The 17,353-nt window shown below is 72.5% G+C and carries 16 protein-coding genes; 7 read left to right on the top strand and 9 right to left on the bottom strand.

Annotation, left to right across the window (positions count from 1 at the left end; genetic code table 11):
* Positions 1 to 124: 124 nt before the first annotated feature.
* Entirely contained in the window at positions 125 to 478 is a 354-nt protein-coding gene (locus AB0J21_RS19570) for a DUF6479 family protein (RefSeq protein WP_363147271.1), read from the bottom strand.
* 258 nt (positions 479 to 736) lie between these two features.
* Between AB0J21_RS19570 and AB0J21_RS19565 the strand changes: the two genes are divergently transcribed.
* Positions 737 to 1,474: a class I SAM-dependent methyltransferase gene (locus AB0J21_RS19565; RefSeq protein WP_363147270.1), complete on the top strand. Its 738-nt coding sequence runs from the start codon at positions 737 to 739 to the stop codon at positions 1,472 to 1,474.
* Between the two features lie 519 nt (positions 1,475 to 1,993).
* Here the strand turns inward: AB0J21_RS19565 and AB0J21_RS19560 are convergent.
* The 6 genes from AB0J21_RS19560 to AB0J21_RS19535 all read right to left on the bottom strand — a co-directional run bounded on the left by AB0J21_RS19560 (position 1,994) and on the right by AB0J21_RS19535 (position 9,641).
* Positions 1,994 to 2,557: a CGNR zinc finger domain-containing protein gene (locus AB0J21_RS19560; protein ID WP_363147269.1), complete on the bottom strand. Its 564-nt coding sequence runs from the start codon at positions 2,555 to 2,557 to the stop codon at positions 1,994 to 1,996.
* A 222-nt stretch (positions 2,558 to 2,779) separates the two neighbouring features.
* On the bottom strand, positions 2,780 to 4,450 hold the full coding sequence (locus AB0J21_RS19555) for an ABC-F family ATP-binding cassette domain-containing protein (RefSeq protein WP_363147268.1): 1,671 nt from the start codon (positions 4,448 to 4,450) through the stop codon (positions 2,780 to 2,782).
* Between the two features lie 82 nt (positions 4,451 to 4,532).
* Entirely contained in the window at positions 4,533 to 6,167 is a 1,635-nt protein-coding gene (gene abc-f, locus AB0J21_RS19550; RefSeq protein WP_363147267.1) for a ribosomal protection-like ABC-F family protein, read from the bottom strand.
* 304 nt (positions 6,168 to 6,471) lie between these two features.
* The gene (locus AB0J21_RS19545; RefSeq protein ID WP_363147266.1) at positions 6,472 to 7,068 is read right to left on the bottom strand and encodes a TetR/AcrR family transcriptional regulator; all 597 of its coding nucleotides are present in this window, start codon (positions 7,066 to 7,068) and stop codon (positions 6,472 to 6,474) included.
* Positions 7,069 to 7,158: 90 nt separating this feature from the next.
* Positions 7,159 to 8,121: a quinone oxidoreductase gene (locus AB0J21_RS19540; protein WP_363147265.1), complete on the bottom strand. Its 963-nt coding sequence runs from the start codon at positions 8,119 to 8,121 to the stop codon at positions 7,159 to 7,161.
* A 569-nt stretch (positions 8,122 to 8,690) separates the two neighbouring features.
* Complete coding sequence (locus AB0J21_RS19535; protein WP_363147264.1) at positions 8,691 to 9,641, bottom strand: aminoglycoside phosphotransferase family protein; 951 nt, start codon at positions 9,639 to 9,641, stop codon at positions 8,691 to 8,693.
* A 223-nt stretch (positions 9,642 to 9,864) separates the two neighbouring features.
* Between AB0J21_RS19535 and AB0J21_RS19530 the strand changes: the two genes are divergently transcribed.
* The 6 genes from AB0J21_RS19530 to AB0J21_RS19505 all read left to right on the top strand — a co-directional run bounded on the left by AB0J21_RS19530 (position 9,865) and on the right by AB0J21_RS19505 (position 15,403).
* Positions 9,865 to 11,412: an ATP-binding protein gene (locus AB0J21_RS19530; RefSeq protein WP_363147263.1), complete on the top strand. Its 1,548-nt coding sequence runs from the start codon at positions 9,865 to 9,867 to the stop codon at positions 11,410 to 11,412.
* A 96-nt stretch (positions 11,413 to 11,508) separates the two neighbouring features.
* Positions 11,509 to 11,913, top strand: coding sequence for a roadblock/LC7 domain-containing protein (locus AB0J21_RS19525; protein ID WP_363147262.1), 405 nt, complete (start codon positions 11,509 to 11,511; stop codon positions 11,911 to 11,913).
* Positions 11,910 to 12,266, top strand: coding sequence for a DUF742 domain-containing protein (locus AB0J21_RS19520; RefSeq protein WP_363147261.1), 357 nt, complete (start codon positions 11,910 to 11,912; stop codon positions 12,264 to 12,266). The genes AB0J21_RS19525 and AB0J21_RS19520 overlap by 4 nt, the downstream gene beginning before the upstream one ends.
* Complete coding sequence (locus tag AB0J21_RS19515) at positions 12,247 to 12,957, top strand: ATP/GTP-binding protein (RefSeq protein ID WP_363147260.1); 711 nt, start codon at positions 12,247 to 12,249, stop codon at positions 12,955 to 12,957. The genes AB0J21_RS19520 and AB0J21_RS19515 overlap by 20 nt, the downstream gene beginning before the upstream one ends.
* The gene (locus tag AB0J21_RS19510; RefSeq protein ID WP_363147259.1) at positions 12,954 to 14,177 is read left to right on the top strand and encodes a cytochrome P450; all 1,224 of its coding nucleotides are present in this window, start codon (positions 12,954 to 12,956) and stop codon (positions 14,175 to 14,177) included. The genes AB0J21_RS19515 and AB0J21_RS19510 overlap by 4 nt, the downstream gene beginning before the upstream one ends.
* Complete coding sequence (locus tag AB0J21_RS19505) at positions 14,174 to 15,403, top strand: cytochrome P450 (RefSeq protein WP_363147258.1); 1,230 nt, start codon at positions 14,174 to 14,176, stop codon at positions 15,401 to 15,403. Before AB0J21_RS19510 ends, AB0J21_RS19505 begins: the two co-directional genes overlap by 4 nt.
* 93 nt (positions 15,404 to 15,496) lie before the next feature.
* Here AB0J21_RS19505 and AB0J21_RS19500 read toward each other — a convergent pair whose 3' ends face one another.
* Together AB0J21_RS19500 and AB0J21_RS19495 are read right to left on the bottom strand one after the other, a co-directional pair.
* Positions 15,497 to 16,516 carry a phosphotransferase gene (locus AB0J21_RS19500; protein WP_363147257.1) on the bottom strand — a complete coding sequence of 340 codons (1,020 nt, stop codon included), beginning with the start codon at positions 16,514 to 16,516 and terminating at the stop codon, positions 15,497 to 15,499.
* Positions 16,517 to 16,622: 106 nt separating this feature from the next.
* Positions 16,623 to 17,003, bottom strand: coding sequence for a hypothetical protein (locus tag AB0J21_RS19495; protein WP_363147256.1), 381 nt, complete (start codon positions 17,001 to 17,003; stop codon positions 16,623 to 16,625).
* Positions 17,004 to 17,353: the final 350 nt, after the last annotated feature.

Raw genomic sequence — 17,353 nt, 5'->3', positions numbered from 1 at the left:
CACCTCCCCCCCCCCCGCCACCCCACGCCCCGTTCGCCGTTCCCGGTAAAGCAGCGGGGCGCGTCCGGCCGTCACCGGCCCGACGCGCCCCGCGTCACCTCGACGCAGCGGTACGGCGCTCGGCTCACCCGAAGCCGCCACTGCCGAAGCCGCCGCTACTGTTCTCGTTCCACTTCCGTTCCTTCTGCGACTGACTGCGCCGGTCCTGACCGGTGCCGCCGCCATTCAGTTCGTGCGGTGTCAGCCGGGCGTCGCGCGGTGCCAGCTCGTCCGGCTCGCGCCGCTCGTCCTCCTGGCCGACCGGGCCCTCGGGGGGCATGTGGGGCTGCTCGTCCGGAAGCGGGGGTGCCGGCTGTCGTGCGCGCAGCCTGCGTCCCCAGACGAAGGCCGCGAGCAGCACGGCGACGACGACGATCCCGACGATCGGCATGATGAGTGCCGTCGTCCCGAGCGCCATTTCCCAGTGGGTAGTGTCCATATGCTTCGGGTACCCCGTATCGGCGCAGTCATATCACTACGCGGCACGCATAACGGTACTTTTCGCTCCGGATTCCGTGGTGACCGGCCCGGTGCTCGCTCAGGCGGACCGCCCGGTCACATCCCGCGACCGGGAGGCCCGCGCCGGGACGGGCCGTCTCCTCCTCGGTGCCCGGGCGCGCACGCCTCCGTTCTCCGTGCCGCCTTCCCCGCGGACACCCCTCCACCCCCGCGTACCGTGCCGACTACGCTCGGTCGCGTGTTCACCTCCCGAGGCCCGAGCCTCCGCGAACTGACCGTGCAGGCCCTCTCCTCCGTGGAACAGGGCTACGACCTGCTGGCCCCGAAGTTCGATCACACCCCTTTCCGCACGCCTGAACGCTGGCTCACCGCCGTCACCACGGCGCTGCGCCCGCTCGGCCCCTTCGACGCGGGCCTCGACGTGTGCACGGGAACCGGGGCGGGACTCGACGTCCTGCGGCCGTTGTGCGCCACCAGGGTCACCGGCGTGGACTTCAGCGCCGGAATGCTGGAACAGGCCCGGCACGCCACCGGTGGCGGCCCCGGCGGGCCGGGGCGGCCGACGGTGGACTGGGTGCGCGCCGACGCCCTGGCCCTGCCGTTCCGGCAGGGCTACGACCTCGCGGTGAGCTTCGGCGCCTCCGGGCACTTTCTCCCGGCCGAGCGGCCGCGACTGTTCAACCAGGTCAGACAGGCGCTGCGGCCCGGCGGAATGTTCGCCTTCCCGCTGGCGGCCCCGCCGCGGCCGTCCAGCGCCGGCTACTGGGCCACCTCCGGCTTCGACGCGGCCATGCGGGTACGCAACCTCGTCCGCCGCCCCTCGTTCGTCATGTACTACCGCACCTGGCCGCTCGGCGCCGTACGCGACGACCTGCTGCGCGCCGGCTTCGAGGTGCGGCTGCTGCCGCTCAAGGAGTTCGGCCGGCGCTCCGACGGCAGCCCCCGATGCCGCCTCGTGGTCGCCCGGCGCTTCTAGGGCCTGTCTTCAGACTGGCGCCGCGCGGCAGGCGGCAGTTCGAAGACAGGCCCTAGGCTCCGAGGCGAAGGCGGCGCGCGGACGCCGACGGGGCGCACATCGGGGTCTCCTCGCCAGCCGGTCTCGTCACGTTCTCGCGTTCCGTGGCCGTGTCCGCGCCGGGGCGAGCCGTTCGAGGCCAGGTGGGGACCCTTGCGGTGGCGCCGTCGTCGCGGGCGGGGGCCCGGCGGGACGGTGTGTCGCCTCGTCGGGGGCGCCGACCGGCGTTGTGGCCCCGTCGTCGGGCCGCGGGACCCGTTCCGGGATGAGCCAGTCGAGGTCGTCGGGGCTGCCGGGGACGGGCGGTGAGGTCTCGTCCGGGTCCTCCATACGTCCGACGGTGCCCTCGGGCGGGAGCCGTCAGGGAGGGCGTCAGGCGGGTCGCACGGGGGTACGGTCCGGGCACGTGGCCCCCACCGCCCCATCAGACCTGTCGAGTGACAAGCTCCGCGCAGCGCGCGGCGACGCCGTCAAGGCCCGTCAGCGGGCCGGCGCCGATTCGGCGGTCTTCTTGCGGGCGCGGTAGGCGGCCGCCTTGATCTTGTTCCCGCAGGACTCCATGCCGCACCATTGCCGGCGCATACCGCGGGAACGGTCGATGTAGACGCGCGTGCACTCGGGGTTGCCGCACTCCTTGAGCAGGGGCACATCGGCCCCGCTCAGCACCTGTACGGCCTCTCGGGCCACGGTGGCCAGCGCCTCTTCCTGCGTCGCCGCCGTCCACCGTCCGGTGCGGGTGAGCTGGGGGGCGGCGGCCGGCCGGCTCGCGGCGTCGTTCAGCACGGCCAGGGCCGCGTCGCTGAAGTCCTCGTCGAGGCGGCGTGCGGTGACCAGCTCGTACACGGCCTCACGCACGGAGGTCGCCAGGTCGACATCGCTCTGCTCGGCAGGGGAGACCTTGTCGACGACGCCCGACTCCAGGTACCAGGCGTCGAGGCGGTCGGGGGTCGCGAACATCTCGAATCGCGTGGAGCGGCGCGCCCTCAGGGTGGCCGCGAAGTCGAGGGCCGGGTTTCCGCAGACGAAGACATGATTCAAGTTCACGGTCACCATCCTGACAGGTGACCGAATGGTGTGCAAGGTTCGTCACCGAATTGAACGGTGACGGGTGGGGTCGTGGTGGCCACGCGCGGCCGGCGGACACGCCGGACCACCACCGCGCCCAGTATGGCGGAGGGGCCGGGCGGGCGGTGGTGAAGGATGTGCGCCCTGTCGCTGCACGCGCCCAGGGCAACGCGCAGCGACAGCCGGTGCTCACGCGGGGTGCTAGGCGGACCTCGGGCCGCCGTCCTCCCACGACTCGTCCAGCCCGGAGCCCAGCCGCAGTTCACGGCCCTTCCAGCGCCCGCGCAGCCAGCGGTCGTGACTGGCCAGGACGATCGCGCCCGGCCCGCTGCCCAGGGCGTCCTCCAGTTCGTCGCACAGTCGTGGCGACAAGTGGTTGGTCGGTTCGTCGAGCAGCAGCAACCGCGGAGGCCGAGCCACCAGGAGGGCCAGAGCGAGCCTGCGGCGCTGGCCCACGGACAACTGCCCGACCGCCTTGTCCAGGTCCGGCTCGTGCATCAGGCCCAGCGAGCCCAGCGGCACCGCCTCGGCCCGTTCGGCGCCCAGAGCGGAGGTGTAGGTGTCCCGCACCGTGCGGTCGGCCCGGTCGAAGACCGTGTCCTGGGCCAGCGTCCCCACGGTCAGTCCGGGGCGCCTGCGCACCTCGCCCTGCGCGGTCAGGCTCCCCGCGAGCACGCCGAGCAGCGTCGACTTGCCCGCCCCGTTCCCGCCGGTGACCAGAAGACGTTCGCCCGCCGTCACGTCGAGACGGCCGATCCGCAGCCTTCCCGGCACCCGGACACCGCGCAGGGAGACGAGGGCACCTTCCTCCTCCGCGTGCTCCGCGTGGCCGGTCACCGCGACGGGCCGGAAACGCAGGGGCCGCGGCGGTTCGCCGACCTGCTCGCGCTCCAGCTCCTGAAGCCGCCGGGTCGCGTTGCGCACCCGGCGGGAGATCTGCTGCTGCACCCGGCCGGCGCGGTGGCCGTAGCCCATCTTCTCGTTGTCGGTGCGTCCCCGGTCCGGGGCGAGGCGGCGCGCGGTCACCCCGGCGGAGCGGCGCAACTCCTCCAACTCCTCCTGCTCCTCGGCCCAACGCCGCTCCCAGCGCTCCCGCTGCGCACGCTGGTGCGCCAGGTACGCGCGGTAGCCGCCGCCGTAGCGCACCGGGCCGTCCACAGCCGGGTCGAGATCGACGAGATCCGTGCACACGGCGTCGAGGAAGGCCCGGTCGTGGCTGGCCACCACCACGACCCCGCGCAGCCCCCGCACCTGTTCCTCGACGAAGGCGGCCGCGCCGTCGTCGAGGTGGTTGGTCGGCTCGTCCAGCAGGAGCGCCGCCGGGCGCCGTACGAGCAGCGCGGCCAGCGCCAGCCGGCCGCGCTGGCCGCCCGACAGGGAGCCCAGCGCGCGGCCGGGCTCCAGCGCCCCGAGACCGAGCCCCTCCAGCACGGTCGCGGCCCGGCGGTCGGCGTCCCACACCTCCTTCTCCTGTGCCTCCTCCAGCAGCCGGCCATACGCGTCGAGCAGCGCGGCGTATCCGGGGGAATCCTCCGGGAGGCGGGCCAGCCGCCCGGTGAGTTCCTCCAGTTCCGCGAGGTGCGCGCGGACTTCGCGCAGGGCGTCGTCCAGAACGTCCGCGAGGGTCGCCGCGGCGTCGAAGGGCATCTCCTGGTGAAGGAAGCCCAAGTCGTCCGGGCGCGTGACGCTCCCGGCGTCGGGTGTGTCCGCTCCGGCGAGCAGACGCAGCAGCGTCGACTTGCCGACTCCGTTCTCGCCGATCAGGCCGATGCGGCGACCGGGGGCGGCGGTGAGGGACACGCCGTCGAGGACCCGTCGGTCCCCGAGCGTGCGGACGAGGTCGTGGGCGAGCAGGGCAGCGGGCTGAGGCATGGGATCGGTCCGTCCGGCATCGTCGGTTCTGGGCCCGCCGGGCTGTGCGCCTCGACGCGGGCCGGGGTCACCCGCCGACGGCTCACACCTCGGGCGCCCCCGTCTCCTTCAGCTCTCCGTCGGCCAGCCGCAGCCACCGGTCCACTCCGATCGTGGCGAGGAACCGTTCGTCGTGGCTGACGACGACGAACGCTCCCCGGTACGACTCCAGCGCACTCTCCAGCTGACCGGCGCTGACCAGGTCCAGGTTGTTGGTCGGCTCGTCCAGGAGCAGCAGCTGGGGAGCGGGTTCGGCGCACAGGACGCAGGCCAGGGTGGCGCGCAGCCGCTCCCCACCGGACAGCACGCCCACGGGGAGGTGGGCGCGCGCGCCGCGGAAGAGGAACCGTGCGAGCAGGTTCAGCCGCTCGGCCTCCGGGCGCTCCGGTGCGAAGGCCGCGAAGTTCTCGGCCACCGTACGGTCCAGGTCCAGGAGGTCGAGGCGCTGTGAGAGGTAGGCGAGGCGCCCGTCGGCCCGCTTGATCTCCCCGCTGTCCACGGACAGACCGCCGGTGATCAGGCGCAGCAGCGTCGTCTTGCCCGAGCCGTTGGGCCCGGTCAGCGCGATGCGCTCGGGACCGCGGATCGTGAGATCGACACCTCCCTCGCGGAACTGCGGCCGCCCCGCGTGCCGGACCTGCAGCCCCTCACCCTGGAAGAGGTTGCGCCCTGAGGGCACGTCGGTCTCCGGCAGATCGAGGGTGAGGCGCTGTTCGTCGCGCACCGCCCGCCCCGCCTCGTCCAGCCGGGCCTTGGCCTCGCCCACCCGGGAGGAGTGCATCTGGCCCGCGCGGCCCGCGGACTCCTGAGCACCCCGCTTCATGTTCCCGGCGAAGATGCGCGGCAGACCGGCGCTCTTGAGGTTGCGGGCGGCGTTGCTCGCGCGGCGCTCGGCCCGCTCCCGGGCCTGCTGCATCTCCCGCTTCTCCCGCTTCAGCTCCTGCTCCGCGTTGCGGACGTTCTTCTCGGCCACCTCCTGCTCGGCCCGAACCGCCTCCTCGTAGGCGGTGAAATTACCTCCGTACAGGCGCAGTTCACCCCGGTCCAGCTCCGCGACGCGCTCCATGCGGTCCAGTAGGGCACGGTCGTGACTGACCAGCAGCAACGAGCCCTTCCAGTCGTCCAGCACGCCGTAGAGCCGGTGGCGGGCGTCGATGTCGAGGTTGTTGGTCGGTTCGTCCAGCAGCAGGATGTCGGGCTGCTTCAGCAGCTGGGCGGCGAGGCCGAGCGAGACCACCTGGCCGCCGCTGAGCGTCCCGAGGCCGCGGTCGAGCGTGACCCCGGCCAGGCCCAGCCGGTCCAGCTGGGCGCGGGTGCGCTCCTCGATGTCCCAGTCGTCGCCGATGGTCGCGAAGTGCTCCTCGCCCACGTCCCCCGACTCGACGGCGTCCAGCGCGCGGATCACCTCGGCGACGCCCAGCACCTCGGCCACCGTGAGGTCCGCGGTCAGGGGGAGGCTCTGCGGAAGGTAGCCGAGTGAGCCGCTCACCGACACGGAGCCCGCGGTGGGCCGCAGTTCGCCGGCGATCAGTTTGAGCAGGGTGCTCTTGCCGGAGCCGTTGGGCGCGACCAGGCCCGTACGGCCGTCGGCCACGGTGAAGGACAGGCTCTCGAAGACAGGTGTGTCGTCGGGCCAGGAAAAGGAAAGGTTGGAGCAGACGACAGCGGCGTCGGACATGAAGACAACCTCAGGTACTGAGGGCACGGGCGATCCACGGGTGCCCTCGACAGACAGGCGGGAAAAGGGGACGACTACATGGCCACGGGCGAAAGTGCTGGTGCTGCACGCGCCGGTGGCCGATCACATCCGGGTATCACCCGGAGATGTCGTCGTCACCCACCATGTCCGGTCTCCTCAGTAGACGATGTACGTCACACCCAGCTTATCAGTTTCCGGCCCGAACCCCCGTGCCTCCGTTCGGTGCGTCACGGCGGGATACGGGGGCCGCCCGCCTGCCCGCCTGCCCGCCTGCCCGCCTGCCCTATGCGGTGACCCGCGTCCGGAGGTGCGCGATGCCCTCGTCCAGGGCGGCCTCCAGGTGCGCGAGGCTGCCGGTGGACAGGAACAGCAGCACCCCGCCCTGGACCCCCGCCAGGAGGGCGGCGGCGCAGCGGTCGGCGTCCCGTTCCCGGTCCATCTCGCCGACGGCCTGCATGTGCCGGATGCCGACGCCGAGTTCGCCCTGCCACCGCCCGATCAGGGTACTGACGACGGCGCGTACCCCGGGAGTCGTCCTGCTCAGCTGCGACATCGCGGTGTTGAGCGGACAGTTCAGGCCCTGGGCGCGGTAGCGGGCCACCACCTTGTCGCGCCAGGCGTACCACGCCGCCCAGGAGGTGAGTTCGCTCAGCTCCGGCTGCTGGTCGCTGATCACCCGGTCCGCCTCGTGGCGGGCCACCTCCAGCAGCAACTGCTCCTTCCCGTCCGGGAAGTAGTGGAAGAGCTGACTCTTGCTGGTCGCCGTGCGGTCCATGACGTCCTCCAGGCGCAGGGTGAACGCCCCGCTCTCCCGCATCTCCGTCGCGGCCCCCTCGACGATGCGCTGTCTGGTCGCCGTGCCCTTGCGGGTCAACGTCATGTGGTCCTCCTCGGTCGCACGAACCCTCCTGCAAGTGTGCCGCGTGCGGACAGTGCGCGCCGCGTCCCCGTACGGCTCAGGGGTACATGCTCACGGGAGCAGCAGCAGCTTGCCCGTCGTCGCGCGGGACTCGATGTCGGCGTGCGCCCGAGCCGCGTCCGCGAGCGCGTAGCGGCCTCCCACGCGCGGTACGAGCTGTCCCTCGCGGACCAGGTCGAAGACCTCCCCGGTCCGTGCGACCAGCGCCTCCCTGGTGGGCACGTGGTGGTGCACCACGGGGTACGACAACAGGATGCTGTTCGGCAGATCGGTCACCGCGAAGGACGGGACGCCCATGAAGGGGCCGTAGTAGGCGTGCACCCCGTGCGGACGCAGGGCGAGCTGCGAGGAACGGAAGGTCGGGGAGCCGCCCCCGTCGTACACCACGTGCGCGCCCTCGCCGCCGGTGAGCTCCCGGACGTGGTCCTCGAAGCCGCCGCCCGCCGAGACGAGGACGTGATCGGCGCCCGCCTCCTCGGCGACGGCCACCTTCTCCTCGCGTGACACCAGCCCGATCACGTTCCCGCCCCGCGCCTTGATCATCTGCGTCAGCATGAGCCCCACGCCGCCGGCCGCCGCGTGCACCACGGCGGTGTCCCCGGGGCGCACCGCGTACGTCTCGGTGGTGAAGTGGTTGGCCGTCAGCCCCTGCATCATCACGGCGGCCGCGGTCTCGTCCGGTACGTCCTCGGGCACCCGCACCACGGAGTGCGCGGGGATGGCCAGCAGCTCCGCGTAGCTGCCCGGGTGGTAGAACCAGGCCACCCGGTCGCCGATGTCCAGACCGGCCACGCCGGGGCCGAGGGCGATGACCCGTCCCGCGCCCTCGGCGCCGAGGACGGTCGGCGCGGCCCAGCCGGGGCCGCCCACCTCACGGGCGCCCACGTCCATGTAGTTGACCCCGGCGACCGCGAGCCGCACCAGGACCTCCCCGGGGCCCGGCGTGGGATCGGGGAACTCGGTCCAGGTCATGACCTCGGGGCCGCCGTGGCTGGTGATGTGGATCGCGTGCATGGGAAACACCTTTCCGGAGTTTCGGTTCGCTCGGGCCGGGCTTCGTTTCGCCCGGTGTCGAGCCGTGAGGTGCACGGTAGGGAAGAGAAACTGGACTCGCGAGTCCAGGGCTGGGCGGCGGAGCGGAGAGGCGCGGGGAGGGTCGCCGGGGTGTGCCGGTAAGGGTTCGCCACCGCGAGTGATCGGAAGGTCCTCCTGGCCCGGGGAGCCGGCGGCCGCCGTGCTCCTGCGTGGCCGGGAGCGGGGGAGGAGGCGGCGGTCGGCGGACGTCAGGTGCTGCGCGCCGGTGACGGTCGTGGCCGGTGCGGTGGCTCCCGGTGCGTACGCGTGGGGCGTGATGTCCGGCTTCTGCATCCTGGATCCGGACCGGATGTGCGCGGTCGCGGGCGCACCCGGCGATCACGTGGTGACGCGGATGACGCTGCCGGTCGGCGCGCGGTGCGTCACGCGGGAGGGCGAGGGGGCCGAACTGGTGCCGGGCTGGGTGAACCCCGTCGTCTTCGGGGGCCTCTTGGTCTGCGTGCAAGCCCTCGGCGCGGGAGTCCTCTCGGGAATACGGCGCGTCCGGCTCAGATCACGGGCCTCGGACCGCGCTCGACGAGCGAGACGGCCAGACTGTCCGCGAAAGCGGTGACCCGGTCGAGCAGCGGTCCGCCGCGCGCGACCCGGAATCCGTGCCGACGCGCCCAGAACGCGGCTTGAACGGCGTGCAAATGGGCCCAGCGACGGGCTCGTTCGCGATCGATCCCGGCCGACTCGGCGAAGATGTCCAGAGCGCGACGGGCGGCCCGGACCGGGTCGTCCGCGTCCATGAGCGTCAACGCCCGTGTCTTGAGCAGGGTCCCGCCGTCGTGGGCGGGGTCGCCCGCGCACCCCTTCGGATCGACGGCCAGCCACGGTTCACGGTCGGCCCGCAGGATGTTCCGCGCGTGCAGGTCGCCGTGGACCATGAGGTCCGGCTGGTGACGGCCCAGTTCGCGGACGGTCGCGACCGCCGCGTCCACCGCGCGGGGCGGCAGGGTGTGCGTGAGCTCCTCGGCGTCCGTGCGCAGTTCCCGCTCCCAGGCCCCGGCCCGTTCCCGCAGCCTGGGCAGCCCGGGCGGGGCCGCGACAGCCAGTCGGCGACTGAGCCGCCCCGCGACCGACATCACCTCGTCGTTGTCCCCGACCTCCGCGAGGGTCGAGGACCGTACGCGCTCCAGGAGCATCGCGAACCGCTCGTCGTCCCGCTCGTGCAGGAGGACGGCTCCCCGCCCGTCCCACGCGGCGAAGGCGTCCGGTTCGTGGACGTTGCCGGGATGCGGGAAGGACACCTTCAACACGGCGGACTCCCCGGCCGCTCGTCGTCGGACCGGTACGACGAGTCCGACGCCGCCGTGCATCACCTCGCCGTGCGGCACGCATTCCCAGCGTTCGAGCAACTCGTCCACGAGAACCGGAAGTGCTGCGAGCCACGCGGCCCCGGCCTCGCCCTCGCGCTCGACGGTGACGCGCGAGAACGGCTCCGGTGTCCTGACCATCCCCGCACCCTACGCGGGCCCAGCTGTACGGTCAGGTCACCTTTCTGATCATGTGTAAGGGGCACCGGGCGGACAGCGGAGCCGACTTCGCGTTAGTCTTTCGAAAAGACGCATGATCCAAGTGCTTTGCTCGCCCAACTCGACCTTTAGTGTCGATAATTGAACGTAAAGTGCCAACTTCACACCGGACCGCCCCTCTTGTCGCGACCGAGGACTTCCCGCCATGACTGCCCCCGCCCTCACCTCCTCGCGTGAACGGCATGTCCTTCGAGGCGTGTTGATCGTCGCGGTGCCCGTGACCCTGGTGCTCGCTCTCGCGGTGGCCGCGGCCGCCGCGGCCGTCTCCGCGGCTGCCCGCCCGGGGGTCCTGTGGTGCTCCTGCGTGGGGGCGGTCCTGCTGATCGCCGCTGTCTGCGTGGCTCGCCACGCACTGCTGCGCGGCAGGCAGGCGCGTGCCCGCGCCGAGGAGTCCCGCGCCGAGAACGGGCGCCTGCGCGAGGAACTGCGCGCACAGCAGGAGCGGTTGCGGCAGGAGGCGGCGCGCGAGTCCGAACGGCTCTCGGCGGAGGCCGAGAGCGCCAGGCGCCGGGGGGCCGACGAAATCGCCCGCCTGACCAGCGACAACGCTCGCCTCACCAGCGACAACGTCCGGCTGGCCGAGACCGCCCGGCAGGCAGGCACGGAGCGGGCCGCCGCTCTCGCCGCCACCGCCAACGCCGCCGCACGCATGCAGGCCCTGGCCAGCGGAATGCTCGCCGACCTGCGGGGGATGGAGGAGAAGCACGGGGACGAAGAAGTCCTCGCCGACCTGCTGCACCTCGATCACCGCACGGCTCAGGCAGGCCGTCTGGCCGACTCCGTCGCCGTCCTCACGGGCGCGCGCTCAGGGCGTCGCTGGGCCAGGCCCATCGTCATGGAGTCGGTGCTGCGCGGCGCGATGGGACGCATCAGCGGCTACCAGCGGGTCCGGATCCACTCGCTCAGCGATTCGGCCGTGGCCGGGCACGCGGCCGAGGGCGTCATGCACGCCCTGGCCGAACTCCTCGACAACGCGGCGAACTTCTCCCCGCCCACCTCCGAGGTGCACGTCTACGTGGAAGAGGTGCCCGCGGGCGTACTCGTCTCCATCGAGGACAGCGGTCTCGTCATGGGCGACGTCCAGCTGCGCCGGGCCGAGCGTGCCGTGTCCGGCGACATCGGCGGGCTCGGCGGCCTCAGCGGCACCCGGCTCGGTCTCGCGGTCGTCGGTCGGCTCGCGCTCAAGCACGGTCTCAAGGTGTCGTTCCGGCCCTCCGCACGCGGCGGCACCGGGGTCCTCGTCCTCGTACCGAGGGAGGTCCTCGCCGGCGCGACACCGGCGCCGGCGCTCGTGACGGCACCCGCGGTGCCCGAGCGGCACGACGGCGCCGAGCGGACCCCGGCCCCCGCGGCCCCGGCCGCTCGGGGCAGGGCCGCTCGGGGCACGGCCGACACCTCCACCGTCCGGCCGGCCCCCGAGGAAGAGCCCCGCGAGCCCGCCGGGCCGTCCGCGGGCCCGGCCGGTGGACTGCCGCGTCGCCGCCGGGGCCGCACCTTCGCCGCGGCCGAACGGGCCAGGGGACTGGAGACCGCGACCCCCCGCCCCGGCTCCGCCGTGCAGGACCCGGCCGCCCGGGCCAACCGGTTCAGCAGCTTCCGCGCGGCCGTACGGGGCGACCACCCCACCGCCCCGGCGCCTGCCGACACCGCCGAGCGGCCCGTTTCTCCCGAGCCCGGCCATGACGCCCCGTAGGTCCGGCGCGACCGCGCCACCGGCCCGACCCAGTTCCTCCACCGGCCCCGCCACCCCCGGCCCCGATCGCCCACACCCCGGAAGGCACTCCACCAGATGACCGGCACCACCACCGACGACCAGCTCTCGTGGCTCATTGAGGGCCTGCTGGAGCGCACCCCGGGCGCCCGCCACGCCCTCGTCCTGTCCCGGGACGGGCTCAAGCTGTGCCGTACCCCGGAACTCTCGGTCGACCAGGCCGACCAGCTCGCCGCGATCGCCGCCGGCATCCAGTCCCTCTCGCACGGCGCCTCCGTCGAATTCGGCGACGGCAGCGGCGGCGTGCGCTCGGCGATGGCCGAGTTCTACGGCGGGGTCCTGTTCATCGTGGAGGCCGGTGAGGGCGCGCACCTCGCCGTGGTCGCGACCGAGGAGGCCGACGCGGGGCTCGTGGGACACCACATGAACGAACTCGTGGAGCAACTCGGCGAGCACCTGCGCGCCGATCCCCGTTCGTCATGAGGCGCCCGGGCCGCGACGACGCCCCCGACCGGCTCTACACCCTCACCGGTGGACGCAGCCGCAGCGGCCACGACTCCCCGTTCGACCTCGTGACGCTCGTGGTCGCCGAGTCGGAACCGGTGCCGGGCATGCAGTCGGAGCTGGTCACGATCCTGCGGCTGGCCGAACACCCGGTCGCCGTCGTCGAACTCGCCGCCGAACTGCGACTGCCGGTGAGCATCACCCGGGTGCTGCTCACCGACCTCCTCGACCAAGGCCGCGTCAGTGCCCGGCACCCGCGCATGGCCACGCCCGCCGGTCTCCTTGACCCGAACCTCCTGGAACAGGTGCTCGTTGGACTCCGCAATCTCTGACGCCCCCACCCCGTCCCGCACCCCCCTGGGTGCCTCCGCCGACAACGGTCTCAAGATCGTGGTCGTGGGCGGGTTCGGCGTCGGCAAGACGACCATGGTCCGTTCGGTGAGCGAGATCCGGCCGCTCAACACCGAGGAGACGATGACCCGGGCGGGCGAGTCGGTCGACGACGTGCGCGGGGTGCGCGACAAGGTCGCGACCACCGTCGCCTTCGACTTCGGCCGCATCACGCTCGACGAACACAACGTCCTCTACCTGTTCGGCGCGCCCGGACAGGAACGCTTCTGGTTCCTGTGGGACCGGCTGTTCTCCGGCACGCTCGGCGCCGTCGTCCTCGTCGACACCCGCCGAATCGACGAGTCCTGGTACGCCATCGACCGCCTCGAACACCACGGGACCCCCTTCGTCGTGGCCTGCAACGACTTCGGCGGGCCCGCCCACAGCCCCGCCGAGATCCGCGCCGCCCTCGACCTCGATCCGCGGGTGCCGCTGCTGAGCTGCGACGCCCGCTCCCGTGAGTCGAGCAAGCAGGTGCTGATCGGGCTCGTCGAGCACCTCAGGGACCACCTGCGCGAGCACCCCGTCGCCTCGCACCCGGGTGAGCTGCCCGGTACGGAAGACGCCCGGGAGGCTTCCGGGCCCCCGCCCCGCACCGGCCGCACCGGCCATCTGGAGGAGCTGCCCCGGTGAACACCGATCCCGTGTCCCTGAGCGGCGCCGGCTTCCAGCGCGAGCCCGCCGAGCTGTACCGGCGGATGCGGCAGGACCACGGTCCCGTCGTGCCCGTCCTGCTCGACGGAGACGTCCCGGCCTGGCTGGTCGTCGGCTACCGCGAACTGCACCAGGTCACCGGCGACCCGGTGACCTTCAGCCGGGACTCCGACCTGTGGAACCAGTGGGACACCCTGCCCGACGACTGGCCGCTGCTGCCCATGATCGGCCGCAAACAGCCCTCGATCCTGTACACCGTGGGCGAGCGCCACCGCGTACGCGCGGCGATGATCAGCGACGCGCTGGAAGCCGTCAGCCCCCACGAACTGCGCGCGCACGCCGAGCGGTTCGCGGACGAACTCCTCGACGCGGTCTGCGGCCGGGGAGCGGCGGACCTCATCGCGCAGTACGCGATGCTGCTGCCCGTACGGGTACTGGCACGGCTCTACGGCTTCTCCGAGGAGGAGGGCCCCGCCCTGGTCACCGCGCTCAACGACATGATCGACGGCCAGGAACGCGCGATCGCCGGGCAGAGTCACCTGGGCGCCTCGATGGCCCGGCTGCTGCGCGAGCGGGCCGCCGCGCCCGCCGACGACGTGGCCTCCCGGATGCTCGCGGCCGAAGGCGGCTTCAGCCACGAGGAGATCGCCCAGGATCTCATGGTCATGCTGGCCGCGGGCCATCAGCCCACCGCCGACTGGATCGGCAACTCCCTGCGGCTCATGCTGACCGACGACCGGTTCGCCGCCTCCCTGTTCGGCGGACGCGACAGCGTCGCCGCCGCCATGAACGAGGTCCTGTGGGAGGACACGCCCACGCAGAACGTCGCCGGCCGCTGGGCGTCCCGGGACATCCGCCTCGGCGGCCGGGCCGTACGCGCGGGCGACCTCGTCCTGCTCGGGCTCCAGGGTGCCAACGACGACCCGCAGATACGTACCCATGGCTCCGCGCTCACCGGCGGCAACAACGCGCACTTCTCCTTCGGCCACGGTGAGCACCGCTGTCCCTTCCCCGCGCAGGAGATCGCCGAGGTCATCGCCCGTACCGGTATCGAGGTGGTCCTCGACCGGCTGCCCGACATCGACCTCGCGGACTCCGCCGCCTCGCTGACCCGTCGGCCCTCGCCCTGGCTGCGCGGACTGACGGAGCTGCCCGTGCAGTTCACCCCGACCCCGCCCCGTGGAGGTACGCCGCAATGACCGTCGACCAGGAGCAGACCAGAATCCCGCTCGACCCCTTCGTCACCGACCTCGACGCCGAGACCGAGCGGCTGCTCAAGGCGGGCCCCCTCGTCCCGGTCGAGCTGCCGGGCGGCGTTCCGGTGTGGGCCGTCACGCACCACGCCGAGGCCCGCAAGCTGCTCACCGACCCGCGCGTGGTCAAGGACATCAACGAGTGGGGGGCCTGGCAGCGCGGCGAGATCCCCGCCGACTGGCCGCTCATCGGACTGGCCAACCCGGGCCGTTCCATGCTCACCGTGGACGGCGTCGATCACCGGCGGCTGCGCACCCTGGTCGCGCAGGCGCTGACCCCGCGCCGGGTGGAGCGCATGCGGGAGCGGATCACGGAGCTGACCCAGGGGCTGCTGGAACAACTGCCCGAGGACACCGACGTCGTCGACCTGAAGGCCGCGTTCGCCTACCCGCTGCCGATGTACGTGATCGCCCACCTCATGGGCATCGATGAGGCGCTGCTGCCCCGGCTGAAGGTGCTGTTCGAGAAGTTCTTCTCGACCCAGACCCCACCGGAGGAGGTCCTCGCGACGCTCACCGAACTCGCCGAGATGATGACCCGGACGGTCGCCGAGAAGCGCGTCACCCCGGGCGACGACCTCACCAGCGCGCTCATCGCCGCCAGCGACGGCGAGGACCGGCTCACCGACGCGGAGATCGTCTCCACTCTCCAGCTGATGGTCGCCGCCGGCCACGAGACGACGATCTCCCTCATCGTCAACGCCGTGGTCAACCTCGCCGCCCACCCCGAACAGCGCGCCCGGGTTCTGGCCGGGGAAGCGGACTGGTCCGCGGTCATCGAGGAGACCCTGCGCTTCTCCACCCCCACCTCGCACGTCCTGATCCGCTTCGCCACGCAGGACATACCGGTGGGCGACCGGGTGCTGCCCGCCGGCGACGCGCTCATCGTCTCCTACAGCGCCATCGGCCGGGACGAGAGCGCGCACGGCCCCACCGCGGGCGAGTTCGACGTCACCCGGTCCTCGAAGACCCGGCACATCTCCTTCGGGCACGGCCCGCACGTCTGCCCCGGCGCCGCGCTCTCCCGGCTGGAGGCCGGAGTGGCGCTGCCCGCGCTGTACGAGCGCTTCCCCTCCCTCGACCTGGCGGTCCCGCCGTCCGAGCTGCGGCACAAGCCCGTGGTCACCCAGAACGACCTCTACGAGCTGCCGGTGCGTCTGACGAAGGACTGACCCGGACCGGACGGAGCACAGCGCGCCCCGGCGGCCGCCGATCGCGGGAAGCGCCCGACGGCGCGGACCACGACCGGCGGCCGCCGGGGCGGCTCACCGCAGCAGGGCCGTCCACCGGTCGAGCGAGTGCAGAACCCCCGGCAGGTCCCGGGCGGCCGTCGTGACGACGCGCAGACCGAAGGCGCGCCGGACGGCGTCGGCCCGCCGGTGCCCGAGCGCGAGCCACAGACACCAGGCGGTGACCGCCAGTTGGCTGCGCAGCATGCCGGCGAACGCCGAGGCGTCGCTCGCGCCGACCGGGCCGCCCCTCTCCGCGTACGCCTCAAGGAGGGGCCGCACCACGCGGGCGTCCCCGTCGGCGGTGGGGCCGTTGAACGGGGAGGTGAAGCGGAAGGCCACGCCCACCGCCTCCCACCACGGCACGTCCGCGGCCGCGCCGTCCCAGTCGATGAGGGCGTGGCCTTTGGGAGTGCGCAGCACGTTCGCCCGTGACGTGTCCCCGTGCACGAGGACGAGCGGGGGACGGTCCCGCTCCGCGTGCTCGATCCGTGCGGTCGCCTCCTCGACGGAGGGCAGCAGGGCCCGCGCCGTTGTCGCGAGCGGACCACCGGCGGCCACCGCCTCCTCGATCCAGGTGTGCCAGTCGGGCAGCGGGTGCAGTGGTTTCCTGCTCTCCTCGCCGCAGCCGCTCTCCACACCGAGCAGGGCGATGCGGGCCAGGGTCGAGCCCGTCCACCGGGCCGCCTCCTGAAGAGCCGCCGCGGACGTGTGCCCGGGTCCACGGAGGTCGTGTCCGGGCAACCACTCGCTCACGCGCACCAGTTCGGTGCCGGCGAGGTCGTGCCAGTGGCCGACGGCCGGTGCCGGCGGTTCGGCGGGGCGCGGCATGGTGACGCCGGCGGCCAGAGCGGCGCTCTCCAGCCGCCGGGTCTCCCGCGCCTGCCGGTACTGCCATTCCCCCTGCACCTGTTCGGCCTTGACCACCCACCGGCCACGATCCGTCTCCAGTACCCGGGTGCCGGACGGGCCCTCGCCGTTGGCCAGGGGCCGCAGCTCACCGAGCGGGCGGCCCAGTGCGAACCGGTGGGCGATACCTCGGGCGTCGAGCAGCATGCGCACATTCTGGTCCCAGGACCGGTGGTGACGCGAGAGGGAGGGGCTGTCGCCGCGTCGGACGAGCAGCCCGGGAGGCAGACCGGGCTGCTCCGCGCTCAGGCGTTCAACAGCCCTTCATCGAGGAGATGGAGTTGTCGTAGGGGTAACTCAGTGTGTTCCATGTGTAGTTGTCCTGGAACACGCCCTGGATTCCCTTGAATCCGTTGTCCGTCCACATGCAGGCGGTCTGGCCGCTGTAGTTCTGGACGGACGAGATGGCGTCCTGGAAGTTGTACGGGCTCTCCAGGTCCTTGACCATGTCCCGGATCGTGGGAACGCCGCTGCCGCCGAACCACTGGCAGTGGCCCGACATGTAGGCGTCGGTGCAGAATTCCAGAGAGCGGTCCTGCGGGGCCGCGGAAGCGTCGGGCGCCAGGGAGAGTGCGAGAGTACCCGCCGCCACTGCCGCACCCGCGCCGGCCGTGAGCTTCTTGATTGCGTTCATGGGTCTGCGTCAGTCCGTTCGTTTCCTGAGTCGGTGACGGCGGTGCGTCGGCCGTCCGGGGGTCGCAGCGCTGGACTGGGGAGATCATCGCTCCGCCCCGGGCTCGGGGCAAGGCGCCGCGGGCTCAACGAATTGGCCGCGGAAAAGGTTCAGTCGGCAGTTGCCTCCTTCTGGAGGGCGGTAAGCAGGAGGAGGCGCCGTCGAGTGATTAGCATACTAATTAACTCACATTGACGACGGTGGAGTCGCTTCGCATTCGGGACCGGCGGGGCTTCGGGTTCCATGGTGTCGAGGAAGTTTGCGATCCTCCTCGAAAGAGTGCAGATCCGGGCCGACGGTGAGGATTGAAG

The sequence above is a fragment of the Streptomyces sp. NPDC049954 genome, assembly GCF_040656295.1.
Lineage (GTDB): Bacteria > Actinomycetota > Actinomycetes > Streptomycetales > Streptomycetaceae > Streptomyces.
The sequence above is the reverse complement of the archived record's forward strand: the minus strand, read 5'-3'. Positions and strand labels throughout refer to the sequence as shown.